Origin of the sequence: Fictibacillus arsenicus (genome assembly GCF_001642935.1) — a bacterium.
GTDB classification, from domain to species: domain Bacteria; phylum Bacillota; class Bacilli; order Bacillales; family Fictibacillaceae; genus Fictibacillus; species Fictibacillus arsenicus_B.
In genome coordinates, this window is the sequence record NZ_CP016761.1 from 1,575,222 (window position 1) to 1,601,479 (window position 26,258).

Here is a 26,258-nt window from a genome sequence, read left to right on the forward strand (position 1 = left end):
GATTTCCGTGGGGTGTGCGGTGAGCCCCCTAGGCTAAATAAGCCTGCCGGGGTCTCACCTGTCCCACTAATCCCGCAGGAGTCTCGCACCTTACGTTCCAATCAACTAGTCGACGAAGTGTACTCCAAGAAAATATTCAAAAGCAACAGTCTTTAGCGTTGATTTATGCTCCAGATTTCCCGGACGGGTAAGGAGAGCAAGCTAAATGCGGTGTTAGTAAAGATCTATACGGCGGTCATTAAAAACAGGAACCTTCGCCCGTACTTCATCAACCAATTCAGGAGATATGTCAGCAGTAAGAATTTCTTCTTCAGAAACGGAGGCTTCTGCGACAATATCGCCCCAAGGATCGATGATCATAGACTGGCCAGCGAATGTATTGTTCGGATCGCTTCCAACACGATTGCATGCTACAACATAGCATTGATTTTCAATAGCACGTGCAATCAAAAGAGCGCGCCAGTGAGTCTGCCGCTGAATCGGCCATTGAGCAGGAACGAATAAAACTTTTGCCCCTTTTATAAAAGGCATGCGTATCCATTCAGGAAAACGGATATCATAGCAGATTGCAGCTGAAGACAATATGCCATCAACTGTGAAAATACCGCTTTCTTTGCCAGGAGCGATATATTTTTCTTCTTCCATAAGCGTAATAAGGTGTGCCTTGGAATACGTTCCGATATGCGAACCATTTCTGTCAAAGCTCAGCATCGTATTATAAACGTCATTACCTTTACGGAATGCAACAGATCCGCCAATGAGGTTAATTCCAAACTCTTTTGCAAGGGAACTGAGCCATTTTTTTGCTTTTTCACCATTTTCATCACTGATCTCGTCTAGGCGCGTCAGATCATACCCTGTATCCCAAAGTTCAGGAAGTACTATGGAGTCAGGCTTATAAAGCCGAACTGCCTCACGGATTTTTTTCTCGATATGCTCCATATTTTTTTCAGGATTTCCAAATTGGACATCCACTTGTATACATACTATTTTCATAAAAAAACACTCCTATCTGGCATAGAAATACCAAAAAAAGTCTTTACAGAATTTCCTTAAGCGTATAACATAACTGATTAGAATTTCAAGAACATTCAAATTAGACTGGAAGTGATCGTTTGAAACGTTTTGAACAGGCAGAGGTCATGGCTAAACTGCCAGAGCAATTTTTCGCTAAACTTGTAAAAAAAGTATCACATTATGTGGAGCAAGGCTATGATGTTATTAATCTTGGACAAGGGAACCCGGACCAGCCCACGCCAAATCATATTGTAGAAGCGTTAAAAGAAGGGGCAGACAATCCTGCATATCACAAATACTCGCCGTTTCGCGGACATTCTTTTTTAAAGCAGGCTGCAGCCGATTTTTATAAAAGAGAATACGGAGTTACGCTGGATCCGGAAAAAGAAGTAGCAGTATTGTTCGGAGGTAAAACGGGTTTAGTAGAGTTATCTCAATGCTATTTAAATTCTGGAGATATTGCTCTTGTTCCAGATCCAGGATATCCTGATTACTGGTCAGGAATTGCAATGGCTGGGGCGAAGATGGAGACGATGCCTCTCTTAGCAGAGAATGCTTTTTTGCCTGATTATGATCGTTTAGAAGAAAATGTGCTGCAAGAAGCTAAACTTATGTTCTTAAACTATCCGAACAATCCGACGGCTGGTGTCGCAACAAAAGACTTTTTTGAAGATACCGTTGAACTGGCAAAAAAGCATGATATTTTAGTGTGCCATGATTTTGCGTATGGTGCGATTGGATTTGAAGGTAAAAAGCCTGTCAGCTTTTTAGAGGCTGATGGAGCGAAAGAAGTTGGAATAGAAATCTATACATTGTCCAAAACTTACAACATGGCTGGCTGGCGTGTCGGTTTCGCAGTCGGAAATGAGCAAGTCATTGAATCTATCAACCTTCTTCAAGACCATTTTTATGTCAGTCTATTTGGAGCCGTGCAGCATGCAGCGGCCGCAGCACTCAATGAATCCCAGGAATGCGTGGATGAGCTGGTAGCAACATATGAAAAGAGGCGCAATGCTTTTATCGGCAGGTTAAGAGAAAACGGCTGGAACGTCGAAGCTCCAAAGGGTTCGTTCTTCTGCTGGCTGCCAGTTCCTGAAGGATACACGTCAGAAACGTTTGCGGATCATTTACTAGAAAAAGCGCATGTTGTCGTTGCTCCAGGGATCGGATTTGGAAAAGAAGGAGACAAATATGTGAGGGCAGGTTTGCTTACTTCAGAAGATAGGCTAATAGAAGCAGCCGACAGAATCGCAAAAGTCATTTAAAAAATTGTTGACAGGATCTTCATGGCCTGTCATAATCACAATTAATATTATATTCGAACAATTTGCACTCTTATTAAGAGCAGGTGGAGGGACTAGCCCGATGAAACCCGGCAACCATTCAGCTTATTTTCAGCTGAAAACGGTGCTAATTCTTGCAGTCAAATAGACTGAGAGATGAGAGGAAGCGGACCTGCGATATTTAGTGCCCCTTCCTTTTGGATGGGGCTTTTTATTGTGTTTGAAAGGAGTTTTAACGATATGGGAAAAGTAACTGCGACCTATTTGGTTCATGACAAAAAAGGAAATTTAGATAAAAAAGCGGAAGGCATTGCACTGGGATTGACAGTAGGATCTTGGACGGATCTGCCGCTGCTTGAGCAGGAACAGCTTCGAAAACATAAAGGTGTTGTAGAGAGCGTTGTTGAACTGGAGCGTGACGATGAAGCTGATCGGTTTTTAGGAAACCAGCGTACGAGGGGATTGCTGAAGATCTCTTATCCATCAGCAAATTTTTCTAACGATATTCCAGCGATCTTAACAACTGTCTTTGGCAAACTGTCACTTGATGGAGAAATAAAACTCATAGATTTGGAGTTTGATAAACAGCTGGAATCGAGTTTCCCAGGACCGAAGTACGGTATATCTGGAATACGTGAGATTTTAGGTGTCCATAACCGTCCCCTAGTTATGAGTATTTTTAAAGGAGTGCTGGGTAAAGATCTTTCATTCTTTAAACAGCAGCTATATGAACAGTCACTTGGCGGCGTCGACCTTGTGAAGGATGATGAAATTCTTTTTGATAATCCGCTGACACCGTTTGAGGACCGCATTAAGGCGGCAAAAGAAGTATTGCAGCAAGCGGAAGACCGAACTGGGGAAAAAACGCTTTACGCTGTGAACTTAACCGGAAGAACAAGTGATCTGCGTGATAAAGCAAGGCGCGCTGCAGATCTAGGTGCAAATGCATTGCTGTTTAATGTGCTATCTTATGGTCCAGATGTGCTTCAGGAGCTGGCAGAAGATAAAGAAATACCTCTTCCGATAATGGCACATCCTGCGTTGTCAGGTGCAATCGGTTCATCTTCTCTCTATGGAATAGGTTACTCAGTATTGCTCGGAAAACTTTTGCGATATGCAGGAGCAGATCTTGTACTGTTCCCGTCTCCATATGGAAGTGTGGCACTTGATAGAGATGAAACACTAAATATTGCAGAAGCTTTAACGACAGAAAATATTGCGCTGAAAAAATCATTCCCGGTACCATCAGCTGGGATACATCCTGGATTAACTCCTGTATTGTTCAATGATTTTGGCTTAGACAGTGTTATTAATGCTGGCGGAGGAATTCACGGTCATCCTGACGGAGCTGCAGGCGGGGCACGTGCATTTCGTCAAGCTGTAGATGCAGCAGTTATAGGCGAAGACCTTGAAAATTATGCCGAGAAACACCCGGAACTTCAAAAAGCTTTGGAGTTATGGGGAGGAGTACCTGTAACATGACGCGCAAACTAATCTTCTGCGATTTTGACGGAACTGTTACCGAGAAAGACAACATCGTAGCCATAATGGAAGAGTTCGCTCCAGATGGATGGCAGCCGATTGTGAACGATATTTTAAACGAAAACATCTCGATTCGAGAAGGAGTAGGGAAGCTGTTCTCACGGATATCTTCTAACAAAAAGGATGAAATCATCCATTTTGTTTTAACTCGTTCCAAAATAAGAGATGGGTTTCAAGAATTTATAGATTTTACAAAGCAAGAAAACATTCCGCTTTATATCGTCAGCGGAGGTATTGATTTCTTTGTTCATCCAGTGCTGAAAGATAAACTGGATCCTGAACAAATCATCTGCAATCATAGTGACTTTTCCGAAGAGCAAATCAAAATTACGTGGCCAAACAAATGTGATGGACTTTGCCAGAATGATTGCGGGTGCTGCAAGCCTTCCTTTATCAGAAAGGCAGAAAATCAGCATTTCGATTATCAAAAAATAGTAATCGGTGACTCCATAACGGATCTTCAGGCTTCTAAGCTTGCCGATGTTGTTTTTGCAAGAGACTACTTAATTGAAAAATGTGAAGAAAATAATATTCCATACACACCTTTTGAAACATTTTTTGATGTCATCCATGCATTGGAAAAAGAGGAGGTAAGAAGTTGACGATACATGAACAACGCTGGAACGAACTGGCCGATGTGAAAGATGAATTAGCTGCAAGAAACTGGTTTCCTGGAACCAGTGGAAACGTATCGATAAAAGTTGAAGAGAGTCCGCTTACCTTTTATGTTTCTGCAAGCGGCAAAGATAAAACGAAGCGTACGTCAGAAGATTTTTTACTCGTTGATGGAGAAGGGAAAGCAGTTGAGACGACAACGCTTAAAGCCTCTGCAGAAACCGGCATTCACTGTGAAGTATATCGTTTAACTGATGCAGGCTGCTGTCTGCATGTTCATACCGTTGACAATAACCTTATCTCTGAGCTGTATGGAAACGAAGGCGAGATCACATTTCAAAGACAAGAACTGATTAAAGCATTTGGAATATGGGAAGAAGACGGGAGTATTACAGTGCCTATCGTTGAGAACTTTGCAGACTTGACTAAGCTTTCCGAAGCTGTTGCCGGTGTGATAAAACCGGATACGAAGGCAGTACTGATCCGCAATCACGGAATCACGGTTTGGGGAAAAAATGCTTTTGAAGCAAAAAAACATTTGGAAGCTTTTGAATTTCTTTTCTCCTATCATTTAAAACTTCAAACACTTTCTTTTTTAAGCAAAAAAACAAAAAATAAATCATTTGGGGGCGTAAAACATGGCACAATTAAGATTTCATGACAACAACGAAAGAATCGAAAATCAAAGTGAAGTAGAAGCTTACTTAAATTCACAGGAAGTCATTTATGAAAAATGGGATATTGAAAAACTTCCTCAAAACCTTCGTGAGAACTACTCTTTAAAGGATGAAGAAAAAGAAGAAGTGCTTCAGACGTTCCAAAGCGAAATTAATGATATTTCGGAGCGCCGAGGGTATGTAACTTCAGATGTTATCTCACTGTCTGATGCAACACCAAACCTGGATGAACTATTAAAGAATTTCTTAGCTGAGCACCACCACACAGATGATGAAGTACGCTTTATCGTTTCAGGTCACGGAATTTTTGCAATCGAAGGACCAAACGGCAGGTTCTTTGATGTAGAGCTTGAGCCAGGCGATCTTATCTCTGTTCCTGAAAATTACCGTCATTACTTTACTCTGCAGGAAGATCGAAAAGTAGTAGCAGTACGAATCTTCAAATCAAAAGAAGGCTGGGTGCCGATTTACGACAAAGAACCTCAGGAAGCAAAGTAAGCTTAACGAAGACACACCATTTTAGTTGGAAATGGTGTGTTTTTTCTATATTAATGAAATCTAGAGGTGAGATAATGCTAGTTCAGGAAGATTTTGCTCGCTCGAGGAGATTTATAATCGCTGAGCGGACGTCATCTAAGAAAAACCAGTACTAAAAAAGAGCACCGGCCAACCGGTGCTCTTTCCTTATCCCTCTATTTTCTTTTCTCTTCTTAAGTTAATTAATCTGTACGTATGCAGTACGATAACTTTTAATACTGCATAGACAGGAACCGCTAAGATTAAACCAAGCAGTCCGCCAAGACTTCCTGCAACAAGCAAGATGGAAATGATCGTAAGCGGATGGATATCAAGTTTTTTACCCATAACTTGCGGTGAAATGACATTCCCTTCAATCTGCTGTGCAATGACCATAACAACCAGCACTTTGATTACCATAGCAGGAGAGTCAACAACTGCTACGATCAGCGCAGGTACAACGCCGATTATAGGGCCTAAGAATGGAATTACGTTCGTAAACATGGCAATGATTGCAAGAATCAACGAATACTCGATCCCAATAATTAAATATCCGATATAAAGCATTGTTCCTACACATACACTGACTAAAATCTGTCCCTGGATATATGAGCTTAGCGCGATATCCATATCTTTTAAAATTTTCGTACCATTGTTGCGCTGTTTTTCAGGCAATGTTTGAAGCACCATCTGCGGCGCCTTTTCGCCTTCTTTAAGCATGTAGTAGAGGATAAATGGTACTGTTACGAAAATCATGATGATGTTGGTAATGATTCCGATGAAGTTCGCAATGTTCGTTCCAATTGTTTGAACACTATTAGATAAGTAAGCTGTAACTTTATCAGAGATTTCTTTTACATCAAATTGTTCACTTTCCTGGAATCGATTCACCCATTCATTTTGCTGCAGATCGTTCAGCTTGGAGCGGATCGCATCAATTAACGCTGGTGTGTTTTCTACCAGATTGCTGACCTGCCTTTGCAATACTGGACCGATGGAATAAAACAATAAGACAAACAATCCAATAGCAAGCAAGTAGATTAACAAAATAGATAAAACTTTCGGTACGTTACGCTTATGCAGAAATTGAACAACGGGGCGAAATAGATAGTACAGTACTCCGCCTAGTAAGAATGGGAAAAATAATGTTTGAACAAGAACGACGATCGGTCTGAAAATAAAATCAATCTTTGTTCCTACTAAAATAATTAGAAAAATGAGGAGCAATCCGTAACCGATACGAAAAAACTTCGACTGTGGCATTCAATGATCACCTTTATCTTCTGAAATATAGATTCATTATATACAAGTTGGAAGAACTTACACAAATATTTCATAACACCCGTACAAGGATAAAAGCATATGTTAAGTATTGGGCATACGCATTATACTCGGAGTTTGCATAGAAAGGATGAAACCAATGTGCGGAATAACAGGTTGGGCAGATTGGAATCGAAACCTCATCAATGAAAAAAATGTACTGTTAAAAATGGCCACAACTTTATCTAAAAGGGGTCCTGATGCATTGAATGTCTGGAGCTCAACACATGCAGGATTTGGTCACGCCCGGCTGGCTGTAGTCGATATTGAAGGCGGCGTACAGCCGATGTGCAGGAAAAAGAACAACAACAATTATACACTTTGCTATAACGGGGAACTGTACAACACGGAGGATATCCGAAAAGAGCTCTTGCAGCGCGGATACACATTTGAAGGCCACTCTGATACTGAAGTTCTCCTAGTTTCTTATATAGAGTGGGGAGAGGCCTGCATCGAAAAGTTTAATGGAATTTTCGCCTTCGGAATATGGGATGAAGAGAAAGAGAGTTTGTTCGTCGCAAGAGACCGTTTAGGCGTTAAACCTTTCTTTTATTCAGAAAAAGGCGGCCGTTTTCTTTTTGGGTCAGAATTGAAAGCTATTCTGGCTCATCCTGAAATGAAAGCAGAAATTGACAGGGAAGGGCTTCAAGAAGTATTTGGGCTCGGTCCATCCAGAACACCAGGTAACGGCGTTTATAAAGGAATAAAAGAGCTTCGTCCCGCACATGCAGCGACCTACACAAAGAATGGATTAAAGATCTGGCGTTATTGGAACGTGGAAAGCAAACCTCACGAGCATTCGCTCGAAGAAACGATTGAGAACGTTGAGACGCTTGTAAAAGATGCTGTAACCCGCCAGCTTGTTGCAGACGTACCGGTTTGTACATTTTTATCAGGCGGATTGGATTCAAGTGCGATTACGGCAATCGCATCCAAGCATTTTAAAGAAGAAAACAAAGGCGAACTTCACACATTCAGCATTGATTATGAAGACAATGACAAATACTTTAAACCGAGCGATTATCAGCCAAACTCAGATGGTTTTTGGATTAATAAAATGGTAGAGGCGACAGGATCAACTCATCACAGCTGTGTCATAGATAACGAACTATTGATCAACCATTTGCGTGAAGCTGTTACGGTACGCGACCTTCCGGGAATGGCAGATGTGGATTCTTCATTATTATGGTTCTGCCGGCAGATTAAGCCGCAGTCTACAGTAGCTCTGTCTGGAGAATGCGCAGACGAAATTTTTGGAGGGTATCCTTGGTTCCATAAAGAAGAACTCATGAACAGGGATATGTTTCCTTGGATGCGCTCAACAAAAGCAAGGCAGAATCTTCTTCAGGATTCATGGGCAGAAAAACTGAATCTAGCATCATATGTCCAGCAGAGATATGAAGAAACAGTAAAAGAAACACCGGTACTTGAAGGGGAGACGAGATTAGAAGCGAGAAGAAGAGAAATTTTTTATTTAAACATGCTATGGTTTATGACAACACTTCTTGATCGTAAAGACCGCATGAGTATGGGTGCAAGTTTAGAAGTCAGGGTGCCTTTTGCCGATCATAGAATCGTAGAGTATGCATGGAATATCCCTTGGGAAATGAAGATGCTTGCAGGAAGAGAGAAGGGGATCCTAAGAAAAGCATTAACCGGCATGCTTCCAGATGACGTTTTGTATCGGAAGAAAAGCCCATATCCTAAAACTTTTCACCCCGAGTATACAGACGGCGTAAAAGACTGGCTGCAGTGTATTGTAAATAAGAAGCACTCGCCACTTTTTGAAGTGCTGAACCGTGAGAAAGTACAGCAAATCATTGATACGGACGGGGAAACATTCAAAGATCCTTGGTTCGGACAGTTGATGACTGGTCCACAGCTAATGGCACACCTGGCTCAAATCGATAGCTGGCTGAGTGATTATAATGTAAATATCATAGATTAATAATAAAAGCGGCCAAACTCAGAAGATACCTCTCTTGAGATTGACCGCTTTTTAATATCTGTATTCCTATGAAAGACATAGTTCGCATAATGTCTACGCAGGGAAATCATAAAAAATAATCCCACGAAAAATCACTTTAATCCCACGTTAATTTAATTTTTCCCACGAAACGAATTGTAGCCAGCGCTCATTAGCATGATTTTCGACAGAGTAGCTTAATCAGCAGCATTTTAAGCAGTTGCCTCAGCATTCCTCACCATAAATTTATTCTGCCATTTTCGTTTTCTCCATCTTGATAACATGAAAAGACCGCGCAGCCATTCGTCCGCAATGAAGGCAATCCAAATACCTGCCAATCCAAGTTCAAAGACGATGCCGAGGAGATAAGCGAGCGTTACACTTACACCCCACATAGAAATAACACCCATCACCACAGGGAACTTTACATCACCAGCAGCTCTTAAGCTTGAAATAATGACCAGATTAAAGGAACGTCCAGGTTCGAGCAATAGGGTTAAGTAAAGCAAAAGCGTTCCTTCTTTAATGATCTCAGGGTTATCCGTGAAAATGGAAAGAAGCGGCTTTGCAAAAAGAGAAGCAACTCCAGCCATTAAAAAGCTGATGATCATGGCATAGGTCTGACTTTTTAAACACGTTTTATATGCTGAATCAAATGACTTCGCACCAATCATATGTCCGATTAAAATTTGTGTCCCTTGTCCGATTGCTACGGCGAATAAGAAGATAAACATCATAATATTAAACGTGTACACTTTTGTAGTAAGTGCAGAAGTCCCGAGCAGTGTAATGAAAAAAGTAATAACCATTTGGGAACCGCTGTAGGAAAGGTGTTCTCCTGCAGATGGAAGTCCGATTTTCAATACGCTTTTAATATGAAGCGGAATCAGCTTTAATGACTTTGCAAAGGGCAGTGGAATAGAAGATCGTTTGAATAATAGATACAAAATGACAACCAATCCTAAAAAACGGCTGAAAACAGTGGAGATTGCGACACCTTCAACACCAAGGACAGGGAATCCAAGCGCGCCGAAAATGAATAAGTAGTTTCCAATCACATTTAAGATATTCATCCCGATCGTTACATACATCGCATCCTTCGTAAATCCGTAACTGCGAATAGCGGCACCAATTGTCATTATGACAGATTGGATAAAAGAAAAACCGCCAACGATTAAAAGATAGCTGGTTGCCTCTTTCATAAGTTCAGGGGGAGTATTCATCCACTTTAAAAAAGTGTCACCCCAAATAAGCAATGCTCCGCTTAACAGCAAACCAAAGAGTAAGTTTCCCATTATAGATACAACCGCAACCTCTGCTGCCGTTTTATCCAGCTTCGCACCAATTGCTTGTGCGATGACAACACTCGCCCCTGTAGCAACAAAACCGAACATAACGATCACGACTGATAGTAGCTGATTTGTAAGACCAACCGCTGCTACCGAGTGATCAGAATATTGGCTTAGCATAAGGGTATCAGCGTTACCCATCAGCATGTGAAGCAAAATCTCTATAAAAATGGGCCACGTAATGGCAAAAAGGGAAAGCTTAGCGGCTTTACTTCCATTCATGTACATCCCTCTCCATCTAGGTGTTTAGAATATTTTCCTATTGTAGCAGAAAATTGAACTCGTGAAAGGAAATCCCCTTACTTTTTTAGTAAGGGGATTTTTTCATAGATTGTTGTTGTTTGGGTCGTTTTAAATAATCTTCATTGAAAGTTGATTGGAGCGCAAGTTGCGTGCCAACACCTGAGATTACTTCTCGCAAGGCATGCGACGAGGAAGCACGCTTCGGGAGAGTTAGCTTGAAGACGCAGGAGCACAAAAGCTTTCTTAATTACGTCCTTAATGCGCGAAGCGTTGAGGAGGCTCACCGCACGCCCCGCGGAAAGCGAGCATACTGGAGCGGAAATCAACCACTTCTAATAACATCCAAGTTTACGAAAACATCCTTTATTTTTTTCGATACATGCTGAACCCATAAGGCGGTATTACTTCCGATGCATCATTTCCGAATAGTAACTCATAGCCTTCAGGGATAATAAATGATTTCTCAACAGCTGCATCACCAGCGTTTAAAAGAATTAATATGCTTTCATCATAAGAAGATTTTTCATAAAGGAGCGTCTTGCCTTTTGCCGAGATGAATGACAGCTTGCCTTCATTTGCTAAAACTTTGTGTTCTTTACGAAGAGAAAGGAGCGTCTGGATATGATTAAAAAGATCCAGATCCTGCTTTTCTTCATCCCATTCCATACATTTTCTGCATCCAGGATCTATTTCCCCAGTCATGCCGATCTCGTCTCCATAATAAATACAAGGAGTACCTTTGAAAGTCAGCATAAGAAGGAAGAGAAGTTTCATTTTGTCCTTGTTTCCATCACAGAAGTTTAAAACACGTTTTGTATCATGTGAGCCAAGTAGATTAAACGCTGCTTCGTTCACATTTTCTGGATACATATGCATAACAGCGGTGATTTTTTCGGCAAAGACTTTTGCATCAATTGTATTTTTTGCAACAAATTCAAGAGCAGCATTTGTAAAAGGATAGTTCATTACTGCATCGAACTGATCCCCTTGCAGCCAGTTCATCGAGTCGTGCCAGATCTCGCCTAAGATGTAAGCTTCAGATTTAGCAGTCTTTACAGCAGTTCTAAACTCTCTCCAGAAAGAATGATCAACTTCATTCGCAACATCGAGTCTCCAGCCATCTATGTCAAACTCTTCAATCCAATAGCGGGCAACCTTCAGCAAATATTCACGGACTTCAGGGTTTTCCGTATTCAGCTTAGGCATTGTTTTTTCAAAAGCAAATGTATCATAATTTGGACGCGGTTCAATCACAATCGGATATTCTCTTAGATGAAACCAATTTTTATAACGGGATTTCTCTTCATTTTTAAGCACATCCTGAAAAGGTTCAAAATAGTAGCCGCTATGATTAAACACGGCATCGAGCATTACTTTAATGCCGTTTTCATGACATACTTTCACGAGTTTCTTAAAAGTTTCTTTATCACCAAATTGAGGATCGATCTCCATGTAGTCGATCGTATCGTATTTGTGATTAGACTTGGCTTTAAATATAGGTGTGAAATAAATACCTGAGACACCGAGCTTCACAAGATGATCGATATGGTCTATCACGCCCTGAAAATCACCGCCGAAAAAGTTATCCTTCTTTGGTTCTTCACTGCCCCATGGCACTGCACCTTCAGGATCATTGCTCAGATCACCATTTGCAAAACGTTCGGGGAAGATCTGATACCATACCGTATCCTTCACCCAGGAAGGAGCACGAAATACATCAATAGCATTTAAAAAAGGGAAACAGAAGTAATAGGCAGTATCGTCAAACGGAGCTTCATCATAAAAGCCTTTTTCGGTATACACTACCGTTTCATCACCGCTTGTGATTTCAAACCCGTAACGCAATCTGCGAAAAGGCGGCTGAATTTCAATAAGATAATAATCAAACCATTCATCTGTTCCGCTCAAAGTCATAGGTGAAGAAGAGGTTTGCCATCCGTCTTTCGTCCAGTCGTACGGATCGCCATAAATTAAGGAAACTTTATCAGCATCTCCTTTTTTTGTGCGCAGACGGATATGAAGAGTCTTCTCATCATAAGCATACGCATAATTATTTCCTGCTCTGTGGTAGATCGCTTCTTTTAACATGTTTTTCTCCCTTCATTTATAAGTTGGTACTTTCCAAAAGATTTTTGTTTTAGATTTGTTTTTGTAAACATCATTGTCAAGTTGATTGGAGCGCAAGGTGCGAGACTCCTGCGGGATCAGGGTGACAGGTGAGACTCCTAACGGCGCAAAGCGCAGAGGAGGTTCACCGCAGCCCCGCGGAAAGCGAGCACCTGGAGCGGAAATCAACACTTTCAATAGCAACAGTGATTACAAAAAAAGGGCACAACCTATAAACTACCTAGGTTGTACCCCTAACGCTGTACATTGCCTTCATATTGTTGAAAGTAGTATAAACCGCTTACAACATGAAAATCAAGCGGAATGAAAGCGAATCCAAAAAAAATTAAAAAACTATTGTAAAAATTTAAAGCCGAGGTATAATGAAAATGAGCAGGTAATGCAATCGTTTTCATAAACGGCAAAAAACTACATAATTCAACAGAGTTATATTTTTTTGTCAGTCTGTGCAAACGTTTGTATGCTTTGAATTTTTATATCTTATGGGGGGTACAATTCATGAAAAAGTTATTAGCATTGCCTTTAACTTTTGCTCTTGCTGCAAGTGCTCTAGCTGCTTGCGGACCGCAAGAAGACAGCACTTCAACTGGCGGTAAGAAAGAAGCTTCAAGCAAAAAGCCAGAGAAACTGGTTATCTGGGAAGACCAGGAAAAAGGTATGGGAACGAAGGATGCCATCAAAAAGTTTGAAGAGAAACACGGCATCAAAGTAGAGCTTAAAGAAATCCCTATGCTTGACCAACAAGAGAAACTTCGTCTTGATGGACCTGCGAAAAAAGGACCAGATGTTATCACAACACCGCATGACCGCATCGGACCTTTAGCAATCGAAGGCTTGATTGCACCGATCGAAGTTTCTGACGATGTGACAAAGCTTTACACAGAATCATCAATTAACGCATTAACATATGACGGAAACCTTTACGGACTTCCAAAGTCAACTGAAACACCAGTATTCATCTACAATAAAAAAATGATGGATAAAGCACCTGAATCTTTAGAAGACTTAATGGCTTTCTCTAAAGGCGACAAAGGCGGAGCTCAATACGGATACCTTGCAAACTGGACAGACTTCTATTTTGCACACGGTGTACTTTCTGGATTTGGCGGATATGTATTTAAAGATGACAACGGTACATTAGATCCTAAAGACGTTGGTCTTGCTAACGAAGGTGCTGTTGAAGGTTTAGACTATATCACTAGCTGGTACAACGAAGGATTGTTCCCGAAAGGTATCATCGGTGAAAAAGCTGGTTCTACAATCGATGGACTATTCACTGAAGGTAAAGCAGCTTCTGTTATGAACGGACCTTGGTCTTTCCAAGGCTATAAAGATGCCGGAATCGACATCGGTGTTGCACCAATGCCTAAGCTTCCAAACGGTGAGTATGTAAAAACATTCATCGGAGTTAAAGGTTACAACGTAAGTGCTTTCTCTGAAAACCAAGAATGGGCTGCAAAGCTTGTTGAATTCATTACAAACGAAGAAAACTCTAAAGTTCGTTATGAAAAGACAGCAGAAATCCCTCCAGTTGTATCTCTAATGGAGGACCCAATCATTGCAGACAACGAAGCTGCTAAAGCTGTAGCTGTTCAATCAGAACGCGGTGTTCCAATGCCTAACATCCCTGAGATGGCAGAAGTTTGGGCTCCGGCTGCAAACGCACTTCAACTATCTGCAACTGGCAAATCTAAGCCACAAGCAGCATTAGACAGTGCAGTGAAAACAATCGGACAAAACATTGAAGCAAACCACAGTAAATAATAAGCAATAAGAGAAAAGCGGTACCCAGTCGTCGCGGGTACTGCTTTCTCTCACTATTGTGTATGTTGGAAAGGTTTCGCTAAAAAGAATGGGTCCTGAAATCTTTCGAACTATACACAATAAAGTAAGTGGAAAAAGGAAAGGGGAAACCTGTAATGACACACCGTAAGACGGCAGCACTGCTGTCCATCATTCCAGGATTGGGACAATTTTATAACAAGCAATGGGTAAAAGGGTTTGTATTCTTATTCTTAGCAGCATGTTATTTTATTGCGTTTCTGGATTTTCTTAATATTGGACTTTGGGGAATTGTAACATTAGGTACAGAAGTGCCAAGAGATCATTCTATATTCTTGCTTGTAAATGGTGTTATCTCTCTTATCGTAGTTGCAATCGGACTTGGCTTCTATGTATTGAACTTTTATGATGCTTACCAAAATGGCAACAAGCGCGACATGGGGCTGCAGTTAGCAACACTTCGCGAACAATATCATAACGTGATCGACAAAGGGTTCCCGTACTTAATGGTAGGCCCTGGATTCCTGTTATTAGTTTTCGTAGTTATTTTCCCGATCATCTTTATGCTTCTTCTTTCATTCACGAACTATAATCTATACAACTCACCGCCAAATAAACTAGTGGACTGGGTAGGTTTTCAAACGTTTATTGAAATGTTTACTTTAGATATCTGGCGTGAAACGTTTATATCTGTATTTGCTTGGACAATTATCTGGACGTTTACGGCTACAACTTTGCAAATCGGTGTAGGGATTTTCCTTGCTGTACTTCTTAATCAGAAAGACCTTAAATTTAAAGGCTTAATGCGTACATTATTGATTCTCCCTTGGGCTGTACCAGCGTTTGTATCTATACTTATCTTCTCAGGATTGTTCAATGATACTTTCGGAGCAATTAATAACGATATTTTAGCAGCTGTTGGAATCGATTCCATACCTTGGATGACAGATCCGTTCTATACAAAAATTGCATTGATCTTTATTCAATCCTGGCTTGGTTTCCCGTTCGTTATGGCCATGACAACAGGAGTTCTTCAATCCATTCCTGGTGAGCTTTATGAAGCGGCTACGGTTGATGGAGCATCAACTTGGGACAAATTCAGAAAGATTACACTTCCTATGATTCTATTTACGACGGCTCCGATCTTGATTACGCAGTATACGTTTAACTTTAATAACTTTAACGTAATCTACCTGTTCAACAATGGTGGTCCTGCGATTCCTGATCAGAATGCAGGGGGAACTGATATCTTGATTTCCTGGATTTATAACTTAACGATGACATCTGCTCAATACAGCAAAGCTGCAGCAGTAACCGTTATGCTATCCATCATTATTGTATCGGTGTCACTGTTCTACTTCAGAAAGACCAAATCATTTAAGGATGAAGGAATGATTTAATATGAGTATAAAAACAGCGAATAGAATCCGTTTAACTCTGTCGTATATTATTCTTTTAGGTGCAATTGCTGTTGTAATCTATCCGATCGTTTGGGTAGTAGGCTCTTCACTGAATCCAGGTAACAGCTTATCAAGTTCGACCATTATTCCCGAAAATGCTACTTTGGATCACTATAAAAAGCTTTTTGCAGAAACTGAATATCTAACTTGGTATTGGAATACGCTGAAGATCTGTTTTATTACAATGGTGCTCTCAGTGATCTTTATCGGTCTTACGGCTTATGCCTTTTCAAGATATAAGTTTGTTGGACGCAAGAATGGATTATTATTGTTCTTGATCTTGCAGATGATTCCGCAGTTCGTAGCCATCCTTGCAATCTATATTCTTGCATTCCAAGTAGGATTGTTAGATACACATCTGGCATTAATTCTTGTGTACGTTGGCGGATTAATTCCGATGAACACGTATTTGGCGAAAAACTATTATGATACGATCCCAAAAGAACTGGACGAATCTGCACGAATTGACGGTGCAGGTCACTTCCGTATCTTCTGGCAGATCATATTGCCGCTGTCTAAACCGATCCTAGCGGTAATTGCGCTATTCAGTTTCATCTCGCCATTTGCTGATTTTATCCTGGCTTCTATTCTTATTAGCTCTGATGAAAAGCAGACCCTGGCAGTTGGATTGTTTAACATGATCTCAAATAAATTTGGAAATAACTTTACGCTTTTTGCGGCAGGTTCAGTATTAGTTGCGATTCCAATCGGATTGCTTTTCTTATCGCTGCAGCGTTACTTTATCTCTGGATTAACAGCAGGCGGAACGAAAGGTTAATAAGTACAACACTCTAGGAGGAACGGCGATGGGCAAAAAGATTATCATCTTGGGCTTGTCGTTTCTTCTTTTTTTATCTGTTCAAAATAAAGCGCTTGCAGAAAAAAAGGAAGAGCGGTCATGGAAAGACGAGACCATCTATTTTATTATGGTAGACCGGTTTCAAAATGGTGATAAAAAGAATGATTTTGAAGTTGATACATCAGACCCTGCAGCCTATCATGGGGGAGATTTTAAGGGGATTACTGAAAAGCTTGATTACCTCGAAAAACTTGGTGTTACAGCAATATGGATGACACCTGTAGTGAAAAATAAGGAACGCGGCTACCATGGCTATTGGACAGAGGATTTTTACGAAACGGAAGAACATTTTGGGACGAAGGAAGACTTAAAGCAGCTGGTAAAGGAAGCCGATGATCGTGACATAAAAGTAATATTGGATCTTGTTGTGAATCATACAGGCTATAAACATTCATGGCAGAATGATCCTGAAAAAAAAGACTGGTTTCATCCCCAAGAGGAGATAAGCAATTGGGACAATCAGCAAAATGTAGAGAACGGATGGCTTGCCGGATTGCCGGATTTAAATACAGAAAATCCTGAAACAAGAAACTACTTGCTGGATATGGCTGAATATTGGATAAAAGAAACAGATATTGACGGCTATAGGCTAGATACGGTTAAACATGTTCCAAAAGATTTTTGGATAGAATTTTCCAAAAGAGTAAAAGAAGCGAAGTCTGATTTCTATTTGATCGGTGAAGTATGGCACAACGATCCCCGGTATATTGCAGAATATAACAAAGCGGGAATTCATTCTTTTGTAGATTATCCTTTGTTTAATGAGATGGTGAGGATTTTCAAACAAAGCGGTCAATCTCTTTCGGAACTGCACTCCGTATGGGAAAGAAACAAATATTATTATGAAGATCCCTACACGTTAGGAAATTTTATCGATAATCATGACAACATCCGTTTTGTAAGAGAAGTGCTGCTCAAACAAGAGGACCCAGAAAAAAGACTGAAATTGGCTCTGACCTATCTTTACACAGCTCCTGGAATTCCGATTCTATATCAAGGGACAGAACATATGATGGACGGTGCAAAAGATCCTGACAACCGCCGTATGATGGACTTCAGCCAGAACAAAAAGATGGAGACATTTACAGCGAAACTTGGTGATCTAAGACAAAAGCATCCAGCACTTCGCCGCGGAGACTTCTCCATGATAAAAGATGATGGGGCAAAAGCGGTATTCAAAAGAACTTATAGAGATGAAACGATTTATATTGTTTATAACAACGATAAAAAAGATGCAGAGATCACTTTTAAAGACAAGGACTTAAGCGGACATAAATTTGTTGATCTAATAAACGAAGAAGAAGCGAAAGTAAAAGGTGGCAAAATTGAACTTCAAGTAAAAGGGGAAACTGCACATGTTTTCCTTTTACAGGAAGAAAGTTCAAACCCTTATCTTTACGCTGCAATAGCAGCAGGCGGTATTCTCGTGATCTTGTTATTGGTCTTTCTATTTAAAAAGTGAAAATAATTTAGATAATGCGAATTCAAAGGATTTTCTCTAAAAGATAGTTGCTTTTGATTAACTTTTCATTCTCTTCATTGACAAGTTGATTGGAGCGCAAGGTGCGGTACTCCTCGAAAATGAAAATCACATTTTCTTCGTGCGATGAAACGCTGCCGAACTCTTCCTTGTCCTGCGGGACTAGTGTGACAGGTGAGACTCCTAATGGTGCAGAGCAGCAGGAGGCTTACCGCACGCCCCGCGGAAAGCGAGCAACCTGAGCGGAGATCAACTACTTTCAAAAGCAACCTGAATTAAAAGAATCATATATCTTTTTTCCTAAGGATTCTATACAATTATGTTGGATTGAGAAAGCGTATACAGCCAGAGTAATAGTCTGAAAGGAGGACTCCCATTATGTCAGTTACCATTAAAGATGTAGCGAAATTAGCAGATGTTGCTCCTTCAACGGTATCAAGGGTTATTGCTAACAACCCTCGTATATCAGAAAAAACAAAACGAAAAGTGAAAGAAGCAATGGATTACCTTGGCTATCATCCTAACTTTAATGCTAGAAGTTTAGCAAACCGCAGCACTCAGGCAATCGGACTCGTCATGCCGAGTTCTGCAGATAAAGCTTTCCAAAACCCATTTTTTCCTGAAGTAATCAGAGGAATCAGTACGATGGCGCACGAGCAGGAATATGCGCTATATATGTCCACGGGAAAAACGGAGGATGAAATTTTTGATGGAGTAGTCCGTATGGTGCAGGGACGGCGTGTTGATGGTATCGTTATGCTTTATTCGCGAGTTGACGATCGAATCATGTGTTATTTACAAGAACAAAACTTTCCTTTTACCGTAATCGGAAAACCTTTTAAAAATGCAGAAACGATAACACATATTGATAACGACAACTTTAGAGCAGGTCAGGAAATGACAGAGCATCTTCTGTCCCTTGGACATGAGAGAATCGGTTTTGTAGGAGGAGACTTAAACCTTGTCGTAACGATCGACCGGTTATTAGGTTATGAAAAAGCGATACGAAACGCAGGACTGCCGCATAAAGATGAATATATCGTACACGAAGAGTTCTTAAAAGAAGGCGGGCAGGAAGCTGTAAAGGAACTATTGGGATTGAAGAATCCGCCAACTGCATTGCTTGTGATGGATGATCTTATGTCTTTTGGTGTATTAAGTACGTTAAATGACTTAGGATTAAGTGTTCCAGACGATATTTCCTTATTAAGCTTTAACAATGTGATGCTTTCAGAACTTTCATCTCCTGCTTTAACCTCTGTTGATATTAATATTTTTCAGCTCGGATATGAAGCAGCAAAAGGATTATTGGAATGCATTCAAACACCTGGAAAACCAGCAAAACGTGTTACAGTACCATTTGAGCTCGCTGAAAGGCAGTCTTGTAAAAAAATTAATTAGGGAGTATAAAAAGCCTCTATCTGATGAGTTCACTCTCTCAGTTAAAGGCTTTTTTCTTTTAATGCTTGTATCACAGGGGAAATCGGCTGTCTATTTTTAGCTGAAAAAAACTCTTTAAAAGGATCGCCAACTTCTTTAATTCGATCTTGAATAACAGTTAACGGAAAAAAGTCAGGTTTAAGCGACCCATCCACTTCATGCCAATAAAGGGGGGCAGCTACGAGTGCATCATCATTTCCTCTTACTGAATAAGGTGCAATGATGGTTTTGCCTTCCGCATGCTGGATATAATCGATATAACATTTGTTGCCTCTGTTCTTTTTTAACCTTTCGATTGTGAACCAGCAAGGTTCTTTTTCAATTAAATAGTGCGCAAGAAATTCAGTGAAAAGCCGGGACTCATCAAATGTTACTTGATCATCAGGCAAAGGAATATAGATTTGCATCCCTTTATTTCCGCTTGTTTTAATAAAAGTAGTTAGACGAAGGTTATCGCAGACTTCTTTAATCATCAATGCGGCTTCAATCGAAAGCTTAAATTCTTCCCGGGAAGGTGGATCAAGATCCATAACGATTTCTGACGGGTAAGAAGTATCAGATGTCCGGTAAGGAATATGAAATTCAAATGCGAGCTGATTTCCAAGCCATAAAAGGGTTGGCAGGTTATTGCAGACAATGTAATTTATATCCTCTTGTTGAACCGTTTGTATATAATCTGGCGCATAGTCCGGACAGTTCTTTTGATAAAATCTTTCATCTCCAACGCCGTGCGGATATCTGATTACTGTAAGTGCGCGGTTCTTAAGGAAAGGAAGCATGTATGGTGCTATGTGTGTCAAATAGTTGATGTATTCGACTTTTACGATGTTATGTTTTGGCCAAAGAGGCTTATCAGGACTTGTCAGTGTAACAATCTCTCCATTAACTTGAAGGTTCAGCTGTTCTTTTGCAGGCTTTCCCATGTACAATCCTCCCAGTCAGCGTCAAAACGAAAACGGAAAAAACGCGGCTGTCTTAACTGTTCTTTGTAAACCTCTAAAAAAGAAAGCTCCACACACAGCGACGGTTCAATCGAAATGATAGAGCCTGATCTTCCGCTTTGGTTTCTTTTCACGACCTGGATTAAAGCTTCCTTCTCTTCAGGTGAGATTCCGTGCGAAAACAAACCGACAAACATGATCTGATCATCTCTTACCACACCAACATGGAAAAAACCGTTTTCTGTATCGTATCCTGTCAGAATAAATGTACTGTATTTAAGATTTTTTACTTTTATCCAGTGAGTTGTCCGAGTTCCTGAAGACCACTTATTTTTAATATTTTTTGCTACAATGCCCTCGCTATTGTTATTCCGGACAGTATGCTCAATATACTCTTTATCATTTGTAAAAGGGACAAAGTTCATAAAAGATGAAGGGATAACCTTTTGGATATCCACATTTAATGCTTCTATGAAATTAGACAGCAATTCTTTTCTATTTAAAAAGTGTTCGTGATAAATGTATTGACCTTCAACAGCAAGCAAATCAAAAGCACAATAAGAGGAGGGATACAGCTTTACAGCTTGTGTAATTCTTACGTTTTGTTTTAGCCTGCCTCTTTTCTGTATCTGTTCAAAGTTTGCTTTAAAAGGATTTTCTAAAATGCACAATTCACCATCGAGCAAAAGCGGAAACAAGTGATTCACCTTATTTTCAAAGTCCTTTAAAAAGTCAGGGATTTCTGGAAAAATTGTATGCAGGTGATGACCATTTCTGGATGTCATAACAATTTTGGAATGATCCCAATAAAGAAGACACCGAAAACCATCGTACTTTACTTCATATACCCAATCCTCGCCAACCGGAAGTTCATCAGAAAGAGTAGGGAGCATGGGTTTAAGAAAAGCAGAAATCATGAACTTGAAGCTTTCTTCTTAGCTGTTGATTTTTTCTTCTTCGTTTTCTTTTCCTCACCAGATTGTTTCTCTGCCGTTTCTTTTTGTTTCTTTGGTTCTTTTTTCTTTGGTTCTTTGCCTTTACTTTCGTTGATTGAAGCTTGTAGAGCCTCCATTAGATCAACTACATTAGTCTTTGGTCTTTCTTTTGCCACTTTAACTTCATCACCAGAAATTTTACTGTTGATCAGCTCAAGAACAGCCTCTCTATACTCGTCTTCATATTTTTCCGGCTCAAATGGAGCAGTTAATTGTTCGATAAGCTGTTTCGCCATTTCAAGCTCTTTTTCATTTAATGAAACTTCGTCAGTTAATCCAGGAACATGATCAACATTGCGTACTTCATCAGGGTAAAAGATTGTTTCTAGCACTAAACCGTTTTTATAAACACGTACTGCTGCGAGATGCTCTTTAGATCGGAGTGTGAACTTTGCAAGACCGATCTTTCCAGTGTCTTCCATAGCTTTTTTTAATAAAGCAAAGGATTTCGTTCCGTTTTCACCTGGTCCAACAAAATAGGAACGGTTGTAAAAAATAGGATCAATCTCTTCTAATTGAATGAAATCAATGATTTCTATCGATTTATCAGATACGCCCGCCAATTCATCCAGTTCATCCTTTTCAACTACGACGAACTTTCCAGGCTCATATTCATACCCCTTAACGATCTCTTTAGAGTCAACTGTTTCTTCACATACAGGGCATATCTTTTCATATTGAACAGGGCTGTGGCATTTTTCATGTAAATATCTCATCTTAATATCTTTATTTTCTGTGGCAGCAAACAGTTTAATTGGGATATTTACTAGCCCGAAGCTGATTGCTCCTTTCCACATCGTATGCATGGAAACCATCCTTTCACGTTCGTTTATTACATAGTGTTTGATTTCCAATAAAATAAACATCATGTATATTTTTCCATATTTTATACACATTTCGACAATGCATTGTAGAATCATGTAAAATCCTTCATAATGGATGACAAAGATTGTTTATTTAAAGGGTGATTACTACATGGATAGCAGTACACATGAACAAATAAATAAGAAGCTGGCTTCGTTCCTAAGTGAGCAGAAATCAAGCATCGTTGAAAAATGGCTTGAAAATGTACTGTTGCCGCAGAATGATCCTTTTTATGAGGAAGTCAAAAAGAACGGCTATCAAACGATCGTAGAACTGATCTATTACTTGGAAACAGATTCACTCGACAGAGTAAGTAATCTTACAAACAAAATGGCCAAAGAGCGAATTGAAGCAAAGGCTAACATCGGAGATTTTGTACATAACATAAACATCGGCCGGAGCATTGTTTACGAGCTTTTAATGTGTTCCTTATTGAACGAACATGAAAAAGGCGAAGGTGTCCTCATGATGCAGCGTTATTTTGATCACCTTTTATTTTTAAGCGTGAAAGACTATACGGCATTAAAGGACTCCATCATAGATCGAAAAAATCAGTTCATTCAGGAAATGCATCATGACAGACTAACGATGCTTGGACAAATCGCAGCAAGCTTTGCACATGAGTTTAGAAATCCGCTGACATCAGTAAAAGGATTTATTTATTTGCTTCAAAGAGAACTGGAGAAAACGGATCAATCCGCCTATTACTTTGAGATCATCCAGAACGAGATGCAGAGTCTGGAAGAAAAGATCACTCAGTTTCTTTATTTATCTAAAATGAGAGGCCTTGAAGATAAGCTTGTAAGTGTACCTTTAACAACACTCTTAAAAGAGATGCTTGAATTTATGTATCCTCGATTCACAGAAACCAATATCATCATTCATTGTGATTTGAGAGATGAAGTATATATTGAGGGAGACAGTTCACAGATCAAACAAGTCTTATTAAATATTCTCGTGAACGCAGTTGAAGAATTAAGTGAGTGGAATGGTGAACGTATTATTGAGGTCAAACTAAAGAGGAACTTAGAAAAAACAGTTGAACTTTCAATCTGTAATAACGGGAATCCTATCCCTGATTATTTACTGGAGAATGTATTCGAGCCGTTTGTAACGACCAAATCCCTTGGAACAGGTCTTGGTTTATCGGTTTGCAAGCAGATTGTAGAAAAACATAATGGCACAATCGAAGTGAATTCCAAAGAAGATTTCACATGTTTCACTATTAAATTTCCAACCATTAAAGAAAGCTCCCGTTGACTCGGGAGCTTTTTTCATACTGTTAAAGATGATCAGGCTTTTTAGAGTAAGGCTGCTTCCCTTTCTGCTTTATCTCGAGTTCAGCTTCGTTCTTAAGCTGATTCATCGCCTGATTGTCTTCTGGTCTTTTATTATCGTCTTTTGTATAGCGGTGTGTCATATAGAATCCCTCCTGTCTCTAACATCTGTCAGAAGGAAATTGATTATGCATCATGTTTCAATAAACTTTTTTAGGTGTATTTAAAAAGAATAACGCAATTGTTCCTGGTCCTGCATGTGCACCAATTGCACAGCCAATCATCGTGATTAAGATGTTTCGGTTGCCTGTTTCTTCGATGATCAGTTCTTTAAGTGCTTGTGCCGTTTCTGTATCATCAGCATGGCTGATTCCAATTGTAATATCATCCAGTGACTCAGCACGTTCCTTCATAAGTTCGACCATACGGCCTAAAACTTTCTTTTTTCCGCGCAATTTTTCAAGCGGGAAAAGCTTGCCATCTTCCATATGCAGCACGGGCTTAATCTTTAAAAGTGTACCCATTACTGCAGCTGTTTTACTAACCCGGCCACCGCGTAATAAATATTCAAGGTCATCAACGGTAAAAATAGATTCAAGATGTTTCTGATAATGCTGTAAGGTATTCATGATTTCGTTCAATGCTTTTCCTTCTTTAGCTTCTTTGGCTGCCTCATAGACCATGAGTCCATAGCCAAGGGAAGCTGCCTGGCTATCAAAAACTTCAATCTGGGCGTCAGGATATTCTTCAAGCACTTCATTTTTCATGAGGACTGCGGTTTGATACGTGCCGCTAATCCCGGAAGATAAAGTTATATATATTGCCGGTTGTCCATTCTTTGCATAGGAAGTTAATGTTTCTTTTATAAGTGCGGGAGGAACTTGTGCCGTTTTTGGTACGGCTCCATCTTTCATATATGTATAAAGCTGTTTTGGTTCAATGTTTGACCGGTCTAAATATTCTTCGTTATTGATCTGTACTACTAATGGAATCATTGAAATATTGTATTCGTCCGAAAGTTGTTTTGGCAGATCAGAACCTGTGTCCGTTATAATATGAATCATTTCATTTCACCTGCTTGGCTTTTTCTCTAGTTTAACTTGTGGGGGAATGAAAAGGCAATCATCATGTTTATAAAAGGCGGTTTTTGTAAACTTTGTTGCTTTTGAATGAGGTTAATTTTGAATGGTCTAACCTGTCTAGGGCTGTAGCGGCTAGCCCCTAGAGGTCAAAAGTTAAATGGTCATGAAGGCAAAAAGCGCCTTCTTAGCACATTCACCTTTTGCTTATCGGGATGTACGAGCCTCTTCCGCTTTTCAAAAACCCCACTCATCCTGCAGGAGTCTCGCCTTCCGCTTCAATTAACTTTTCAATGAAGGACTTCTTAAAAATCTCTCCATAGCAACATATTTTTTGATAAGAGCCTTATAAAAAAGGTTAAATAGGCTATTGACGGTGTTCTGCTTTATCTGTTAAAAATGAAACTTGGACTATGAAAGGAGGGGCTCACATGATTAAAGAACGTTTTCGTATCTCTGAACTAGGGATAAATGAAATGAAAACAATCTTTTTTATAATAGTAGGGGCAATATTAAACGCAATTTCACTGAATATGTTTTTGATTCCCGCAAAAGTATACGCAAGCGGATTTACCGGAGTATCCCAGCTTATTTCATCACTGCTTGAGAATTCGGCATTTCCTATCTCAACAGGTATTTTATATCTAATCTTTAATATTCCGGTTACGATTCTCGGCTGGATGAAAGTAGGGAAGTCGTTTACGATATACAGCTTCTTAAGCGTAATTATGATTACTTTTTTCTTAGAAATAATCCCTATTACAGTAGTATCAACAGATATCTTGCTAAATGCTGTTTTTGGCGGAGTAATCGCTGCATTAGGTGTCGGGGTTACATTAAAATACGGTGCATCAACCGGTGGATTAGACATCATTGCCATGGTTCTTTCGCGAATGAAGAACAAACCGATCGGCGGCTACTTTTTCATATTAAACGGATTGATCATTATGGCTGCAGGTTTCTTGTTCGGCTGGGAAAAGGCACTTTATACACTAGTTGCCCTCTATGTTTCTTCACGTGTGATTGACGCAGTACATACTCGTCATGAAAAGCTTACTGCGATGATCGTTACAAAGAAAGGGAAAGAGATTCAAGAAGCCATTCACGGCAGAATGGTGCGAGGGATAACAATCATTCCTGCAAAAGGAGCCTTCTCCAATCATGATAAAGAAATGCTCATGATTGTAATAACACGCTATGAACTATATGATTTAGAGCTGGTTCTAAAAGAAGTAGACCCTAATGCCTTTACGAATATCATTCATACTCAAGGCATCTATGGCTTCTTCCGCAACGACTAGAGGGGGACAGACCCCATACAAATACAAAATGGCTATTTTTGTACACGCGGTACGGACATTGTCCGTACCGCGTTTTATTTATGAATCTTTTCGTTAAAATCACCATATAACGGTAAAAATGAATG

22 protein-coding genes and 1 riboswitch are annotated in these 26,258 nt (G+C 39.9%); of the genes, 13 read left to right on the plus strand and 9 right to left on the minus strand.

From position 1 onward, the window contains the following. Window positions 1-213: 213 nt before the first annotated feature. Window positions 214-996: a carbon-nitrogen family hydrolase gene (locus tag ABE41_RS08280; protein ID WP_066288683.1), complete on the minus strand. Its 783-nt coding sequence runs from the start codon at window positions 994-996 to the stop codon at window positions 214-216. Between the two features lie 119 nt (window positions 997-1,115). Between ABE41_RS08280 and ABE41_RS08285 the strand changes: the two genes are divergently transcribed. The 5 genes from ABE41_RS08285 (at window position 1,116) to ABE41_RS08305 (ending at window position 5,632) form a co-directional block, all read left to right on the plus strand. Next, on the plus strand, window positions 1,116-2,282 hold the full coding sequence (locus ABE41_RS08285) for a pyridoxal phosphate-dependent aminotransferase (protein WP_066288686.1): 1,167 nt from the start codon (window positions 1,116-1,118) through the stop codon (window positions 2,280-2,282). A gap of 67 nt (window positions 2,283-2,349) precedes the next feature. Further along, a riboswitch (SAM riboswitch) is annotated at window positions 2,350-2,463 on the plus strand. 77 nt (window positions 2,464-2,540) lie between these two features. Beyond that, window positions 2,541-3,782, plus strand: coding sequence for a 2,3-diketo-5-methylthiopentyl-1-phosphate enolase (locus ABE41_RS08290; protein ID WP_066288688.1), 1,242 nt, complete (start codon window positions 2,541-2,543; stop codon window positions 3,780-3,782). Further along, window positions 3,779-4,444 (plus strand): 2-hydroxy-3-keto-5-methylthiopentenyl-1-phosphate phosphatase, encoded by a 666-nt coding sequence (locus ABE41_RS08295; RefSeq protein ID WP_066288690.1) that lies wholly within the window; start codon window positions 3,779-3,781, stop codon window positions 4,442-4,444. The genes ABE41_RS08290 and ABE41_RS08295 overlap by 4 nt, the downstream gene beginning before the upstream one ends. A gap of 2 nt (window positions 4,445-4,446) precedes the next feature. Beyond that, complete coding sequence (locus ABE41_RS08300) at window positions 4,447-5,118, plus strand: methylthioribulose 1-phosphate dehydratase (RefSeq protein WP_437435471.1); 672 nt, start codon at window positions 4,447-4,449, stop codon at window positions 5,116-5,118. Continuing rightward, window positions 5,096-5,632 (plus strand): 1,2-dihydroxy-3-keto-5-methylthiopentene dioxygenase, encoded by a 537-nt coding sequence (locus tag ABE41_RS08305; RefSeq protein WP_066288699.1) that lies wholly within the window; start codon window positions 5,096-5,098, stop codon window positions 5,630-5,632. Before ABE41_RS08300 ends, ABE41_RS08305 begins: the two co-directional genes overlap by 23 nt. A gap of 186 nt (window positions 5,633-5,818) precedes the next feature. Here the strand turns inward: ABE41_RS08305 and ABE41_RS08310 are convergent, their stop codons facing one another. Beyond that, on the minus strand, window positions 5,819-6,913 hold the full coding sequence (locus ABE41_RS08310) for an AI-2E family transporter (RefSeq protein ID WP_066288700.1): 1,095 nt from the start codon (window positions 6,911-6,913) through the stop codon (window positions 5,819-5,821). 157 nt (window positions 6,914-7,070) lie between these two features. Here ABE41_RS08310 and asnB point away from each other — a divergent pair, with 157 nt between their 5' ends. Beyond that, window positions 7,071-8,918 (plus strand): asparagine synthase (glutamine-hydrolyzing), encoded by a 1,848-nt coding sequence (asnB, locus tag ABE41_RS08315; RefSeq protein WP_066288701.1) that lies wholly within the window; start codon window positions 7,071-7,073, stop codon window positions 8,916-8,918. A gap of 230 nt (window positions 8,919-9,148) precedes the next feature. Here the strand turns inward: asnB and ABE41_RS08320 are convergent, their stop codons facing one another. Both ABE41_RS08320 and ABE41_RS08325 read right to left on the minus strand, forming a co-directional pair. Beyond that, complete coding sequence (locus tag ABE41_RS08320; RefSeq protein ID WP_066288707.1) at window positions 9,149-10,507, minus strand: MATE family efflux transporter; 1,359 nt, start codon at window positions 10,505-10,507, stop codon at window positions 9,149-9,151. A 384-nt stretch (window positions 10,508-10,891) separates the two neighbouring features. Then, window positions 10,892-12,616 (minus strand): glycoside hydrolase family 13 protein, encoded by a 1,725-nt coding sequence (locus ABE41_RS08325; protein ID WP_066288709.1) that lies wholly within the window; start codon window positions 12,614-12,616, stop codon window positions 10,892-10,894. Between the two features lie 537 nt (window positions 12,617-13,153). Between ABE41_RS08325 and ABE41_RS08330 the strand changes: the two genes are divergently transcribed. The 5 genes from ABE41_RS08330 to ABE41_RS08350 all read left to right on the plus strand — a co-directional run bounded on the left by ABE41_RS08330 (window position 13,154) and on the right by ABE41_RS08350 (window position 19,637). Further along, window positions 13,154-14,419 (plus strand): extracellular solute-binding protein, encoded by a 1,266-nt coding sequence (locus ABE41_RS08330; RefSeq protein WP_066288714.1) that lies wholly within the window; start codon window positions 13,154-13,156, stop codon window positions 14,417-14,419. Between the two features lie 155 nt (window positions 14,420-14,574). After that, window positions 14,575-15,837, plus strand: coding sequence for a sugar ABC transporter permease (locus ABE41_RS08335; protein ID WP_066288717.1), 1,263 nt, complete (start codon window positions 14,575-14,577; stop codon window positions 15,835-15,837). Between the two features lies 1 nt (window position 15,838). After that, window positions 15,839-16,675 (plus strand): sugar ABC transporter permease, encoded by an 837-nt coding sequence (locus ABE41_RS08340; RefSeq protein ID WP_066288721.1) that lies wholly within the window; start codon window positions 15,839-15,841, stop codon window positions 16,673-16,675. A 28-nt stretch (window positions 16,676-16,703) separates the two neighbouring features. Next, complete coding sequence (locus tag ABE41_RS08345) at window positions 16,704-18,218, plus strand: alpha-amylase family glycosyl hydrolase (protein ID WP_066288723.1); 1,515 nt, start codon at window positions 16,704-16,706, stop codon at window positions 18,216-18,218. Window positions 18,219-18,614: 396 nt separating this feature from the next. Beyond that, window positions 18,615-19,637 carry a LacI family DNA-binding transcriptional regulator gene (locus ABE41_RS08350; protein WP_066288725.1) on the plus strand — a complete coding sequence of 341 codons (1,023 nt, stop codon included), beginning with the start codon at window positions 18,615-18,617 and terminating at the stop codon, window positions 19,635-19,637. Window positions 19,638-19,678: 41 nt separating this feature from the next. Here ABE41_RS08350 and ligD (ABE41_RS21375) read toward each other — a convergent pair whose 3' ends face one another. The 3 genes from ligD (ABE41_RS21375) to ABE41_RS08360 are packed head-to-tail and all read right to left on the minus strand — an operon-like array spanning window position 19,679 to window position 22,418. Further along, window positions 19,679-20,599 (minus strand): non-homologous end-joining DNA ligase, encoded by a 921-nt coding sequence (gene ligD / locus ABE41_RS21375; RefSeq protein ID WP_253805460.1) that lies wholly within the window; start codon window positions 20,597-20,599, stop codon window positions 19,679-19,681. Beyond that, on the minus strand, window positions 20,572-21,534 hold the full coding sequence (gene ligD, locus ABE41_RS21380; RefSeq protein WP_253805461.1) for a non-homologous end-joining DNA ligase: 963 nt from the start codon (window positions 21,532-21,534) through the stop codon (window positions 20,572-20,574). The genes ligD (ABE41_RS21375) and ligD (ABE41_RS21380) overlap by 28 nt, the downstream gene beginning before the upstream one ends. After that, complete coding sequence (locus ABE41_RS08360; RefSeq protein WP_066294735.1) at window positions 21,531-22,418, minus strand: non-homologous end joining protein Ku; 888 nt, start codon at window positions 22,416-22,418, stop codon at window positions 21,531-21,533. The genes ligD (ABE41_RS21380) and ABE41_RS08360 overlap by 4 nt, the downstream gene beginning before the upstream one ends. A 169-nt stretch (window positions 22,419-22,587) precedes the next feature. Here ABE41_RS08360 and ABE41_RS08365 point away from each other — a divergent pair, with 169 nt between their 5' ends. Next, on the plus strand, window positions 22,588-23,736 hold the full coding sequence (locus ABE41_RS08365) for a histidine kinase N-terminal domain-containing protein (RefSeq protein WP_066288727.1): 1,149 nt from the start codon (window positions 22,588-22,590) through the stop codon (window positions 23,734-23,736). Between the two features lie 22 nt (window positions 23,737-23,758). Here the strand turns inward: ABE41_RS08365 and ABE41_RS21215 are convergent, their stop codons facing one another. Then, complete coding sequence (locus ABE41_RS21215; protein WP_172827342.1) at window positions 23,759-23,896, minus strand: hypothetical protein; 138 nt, start codon at window positions 23,894-23,896, stop codon at window positions 23,759-23,761. A gap of 57 nt (window positions 23,897-23,953) precedes the next feature. Continuing rightward, entirely contained in the window at window positions 23,954-24,817 is an 864-nt protein-coding gene (locus ABE41_RS08370; RefSeq protein ID WP_066288728.1) for a DegV family protein, read from the minus strand. Between the two features lie 491 nt (window positions 24,818-25,308). Here ABE41_RS08370 and ABE41_RS08375 point away from each other — a divergent pair, with 491 nt between their 5' ends. Then, window positions 25,309-26,133, plus strand: a complete 825-nt coding sequence (locus tag ABE41_RS08375) for a YitT family protein (RefSeq protein WP_172827395.1) — start codon at window positions 25,309-25,311, stop codon at window positions 26,131-26,133. Window positions 26,134-26,258 lie beyond the last annotated feature (125 nt).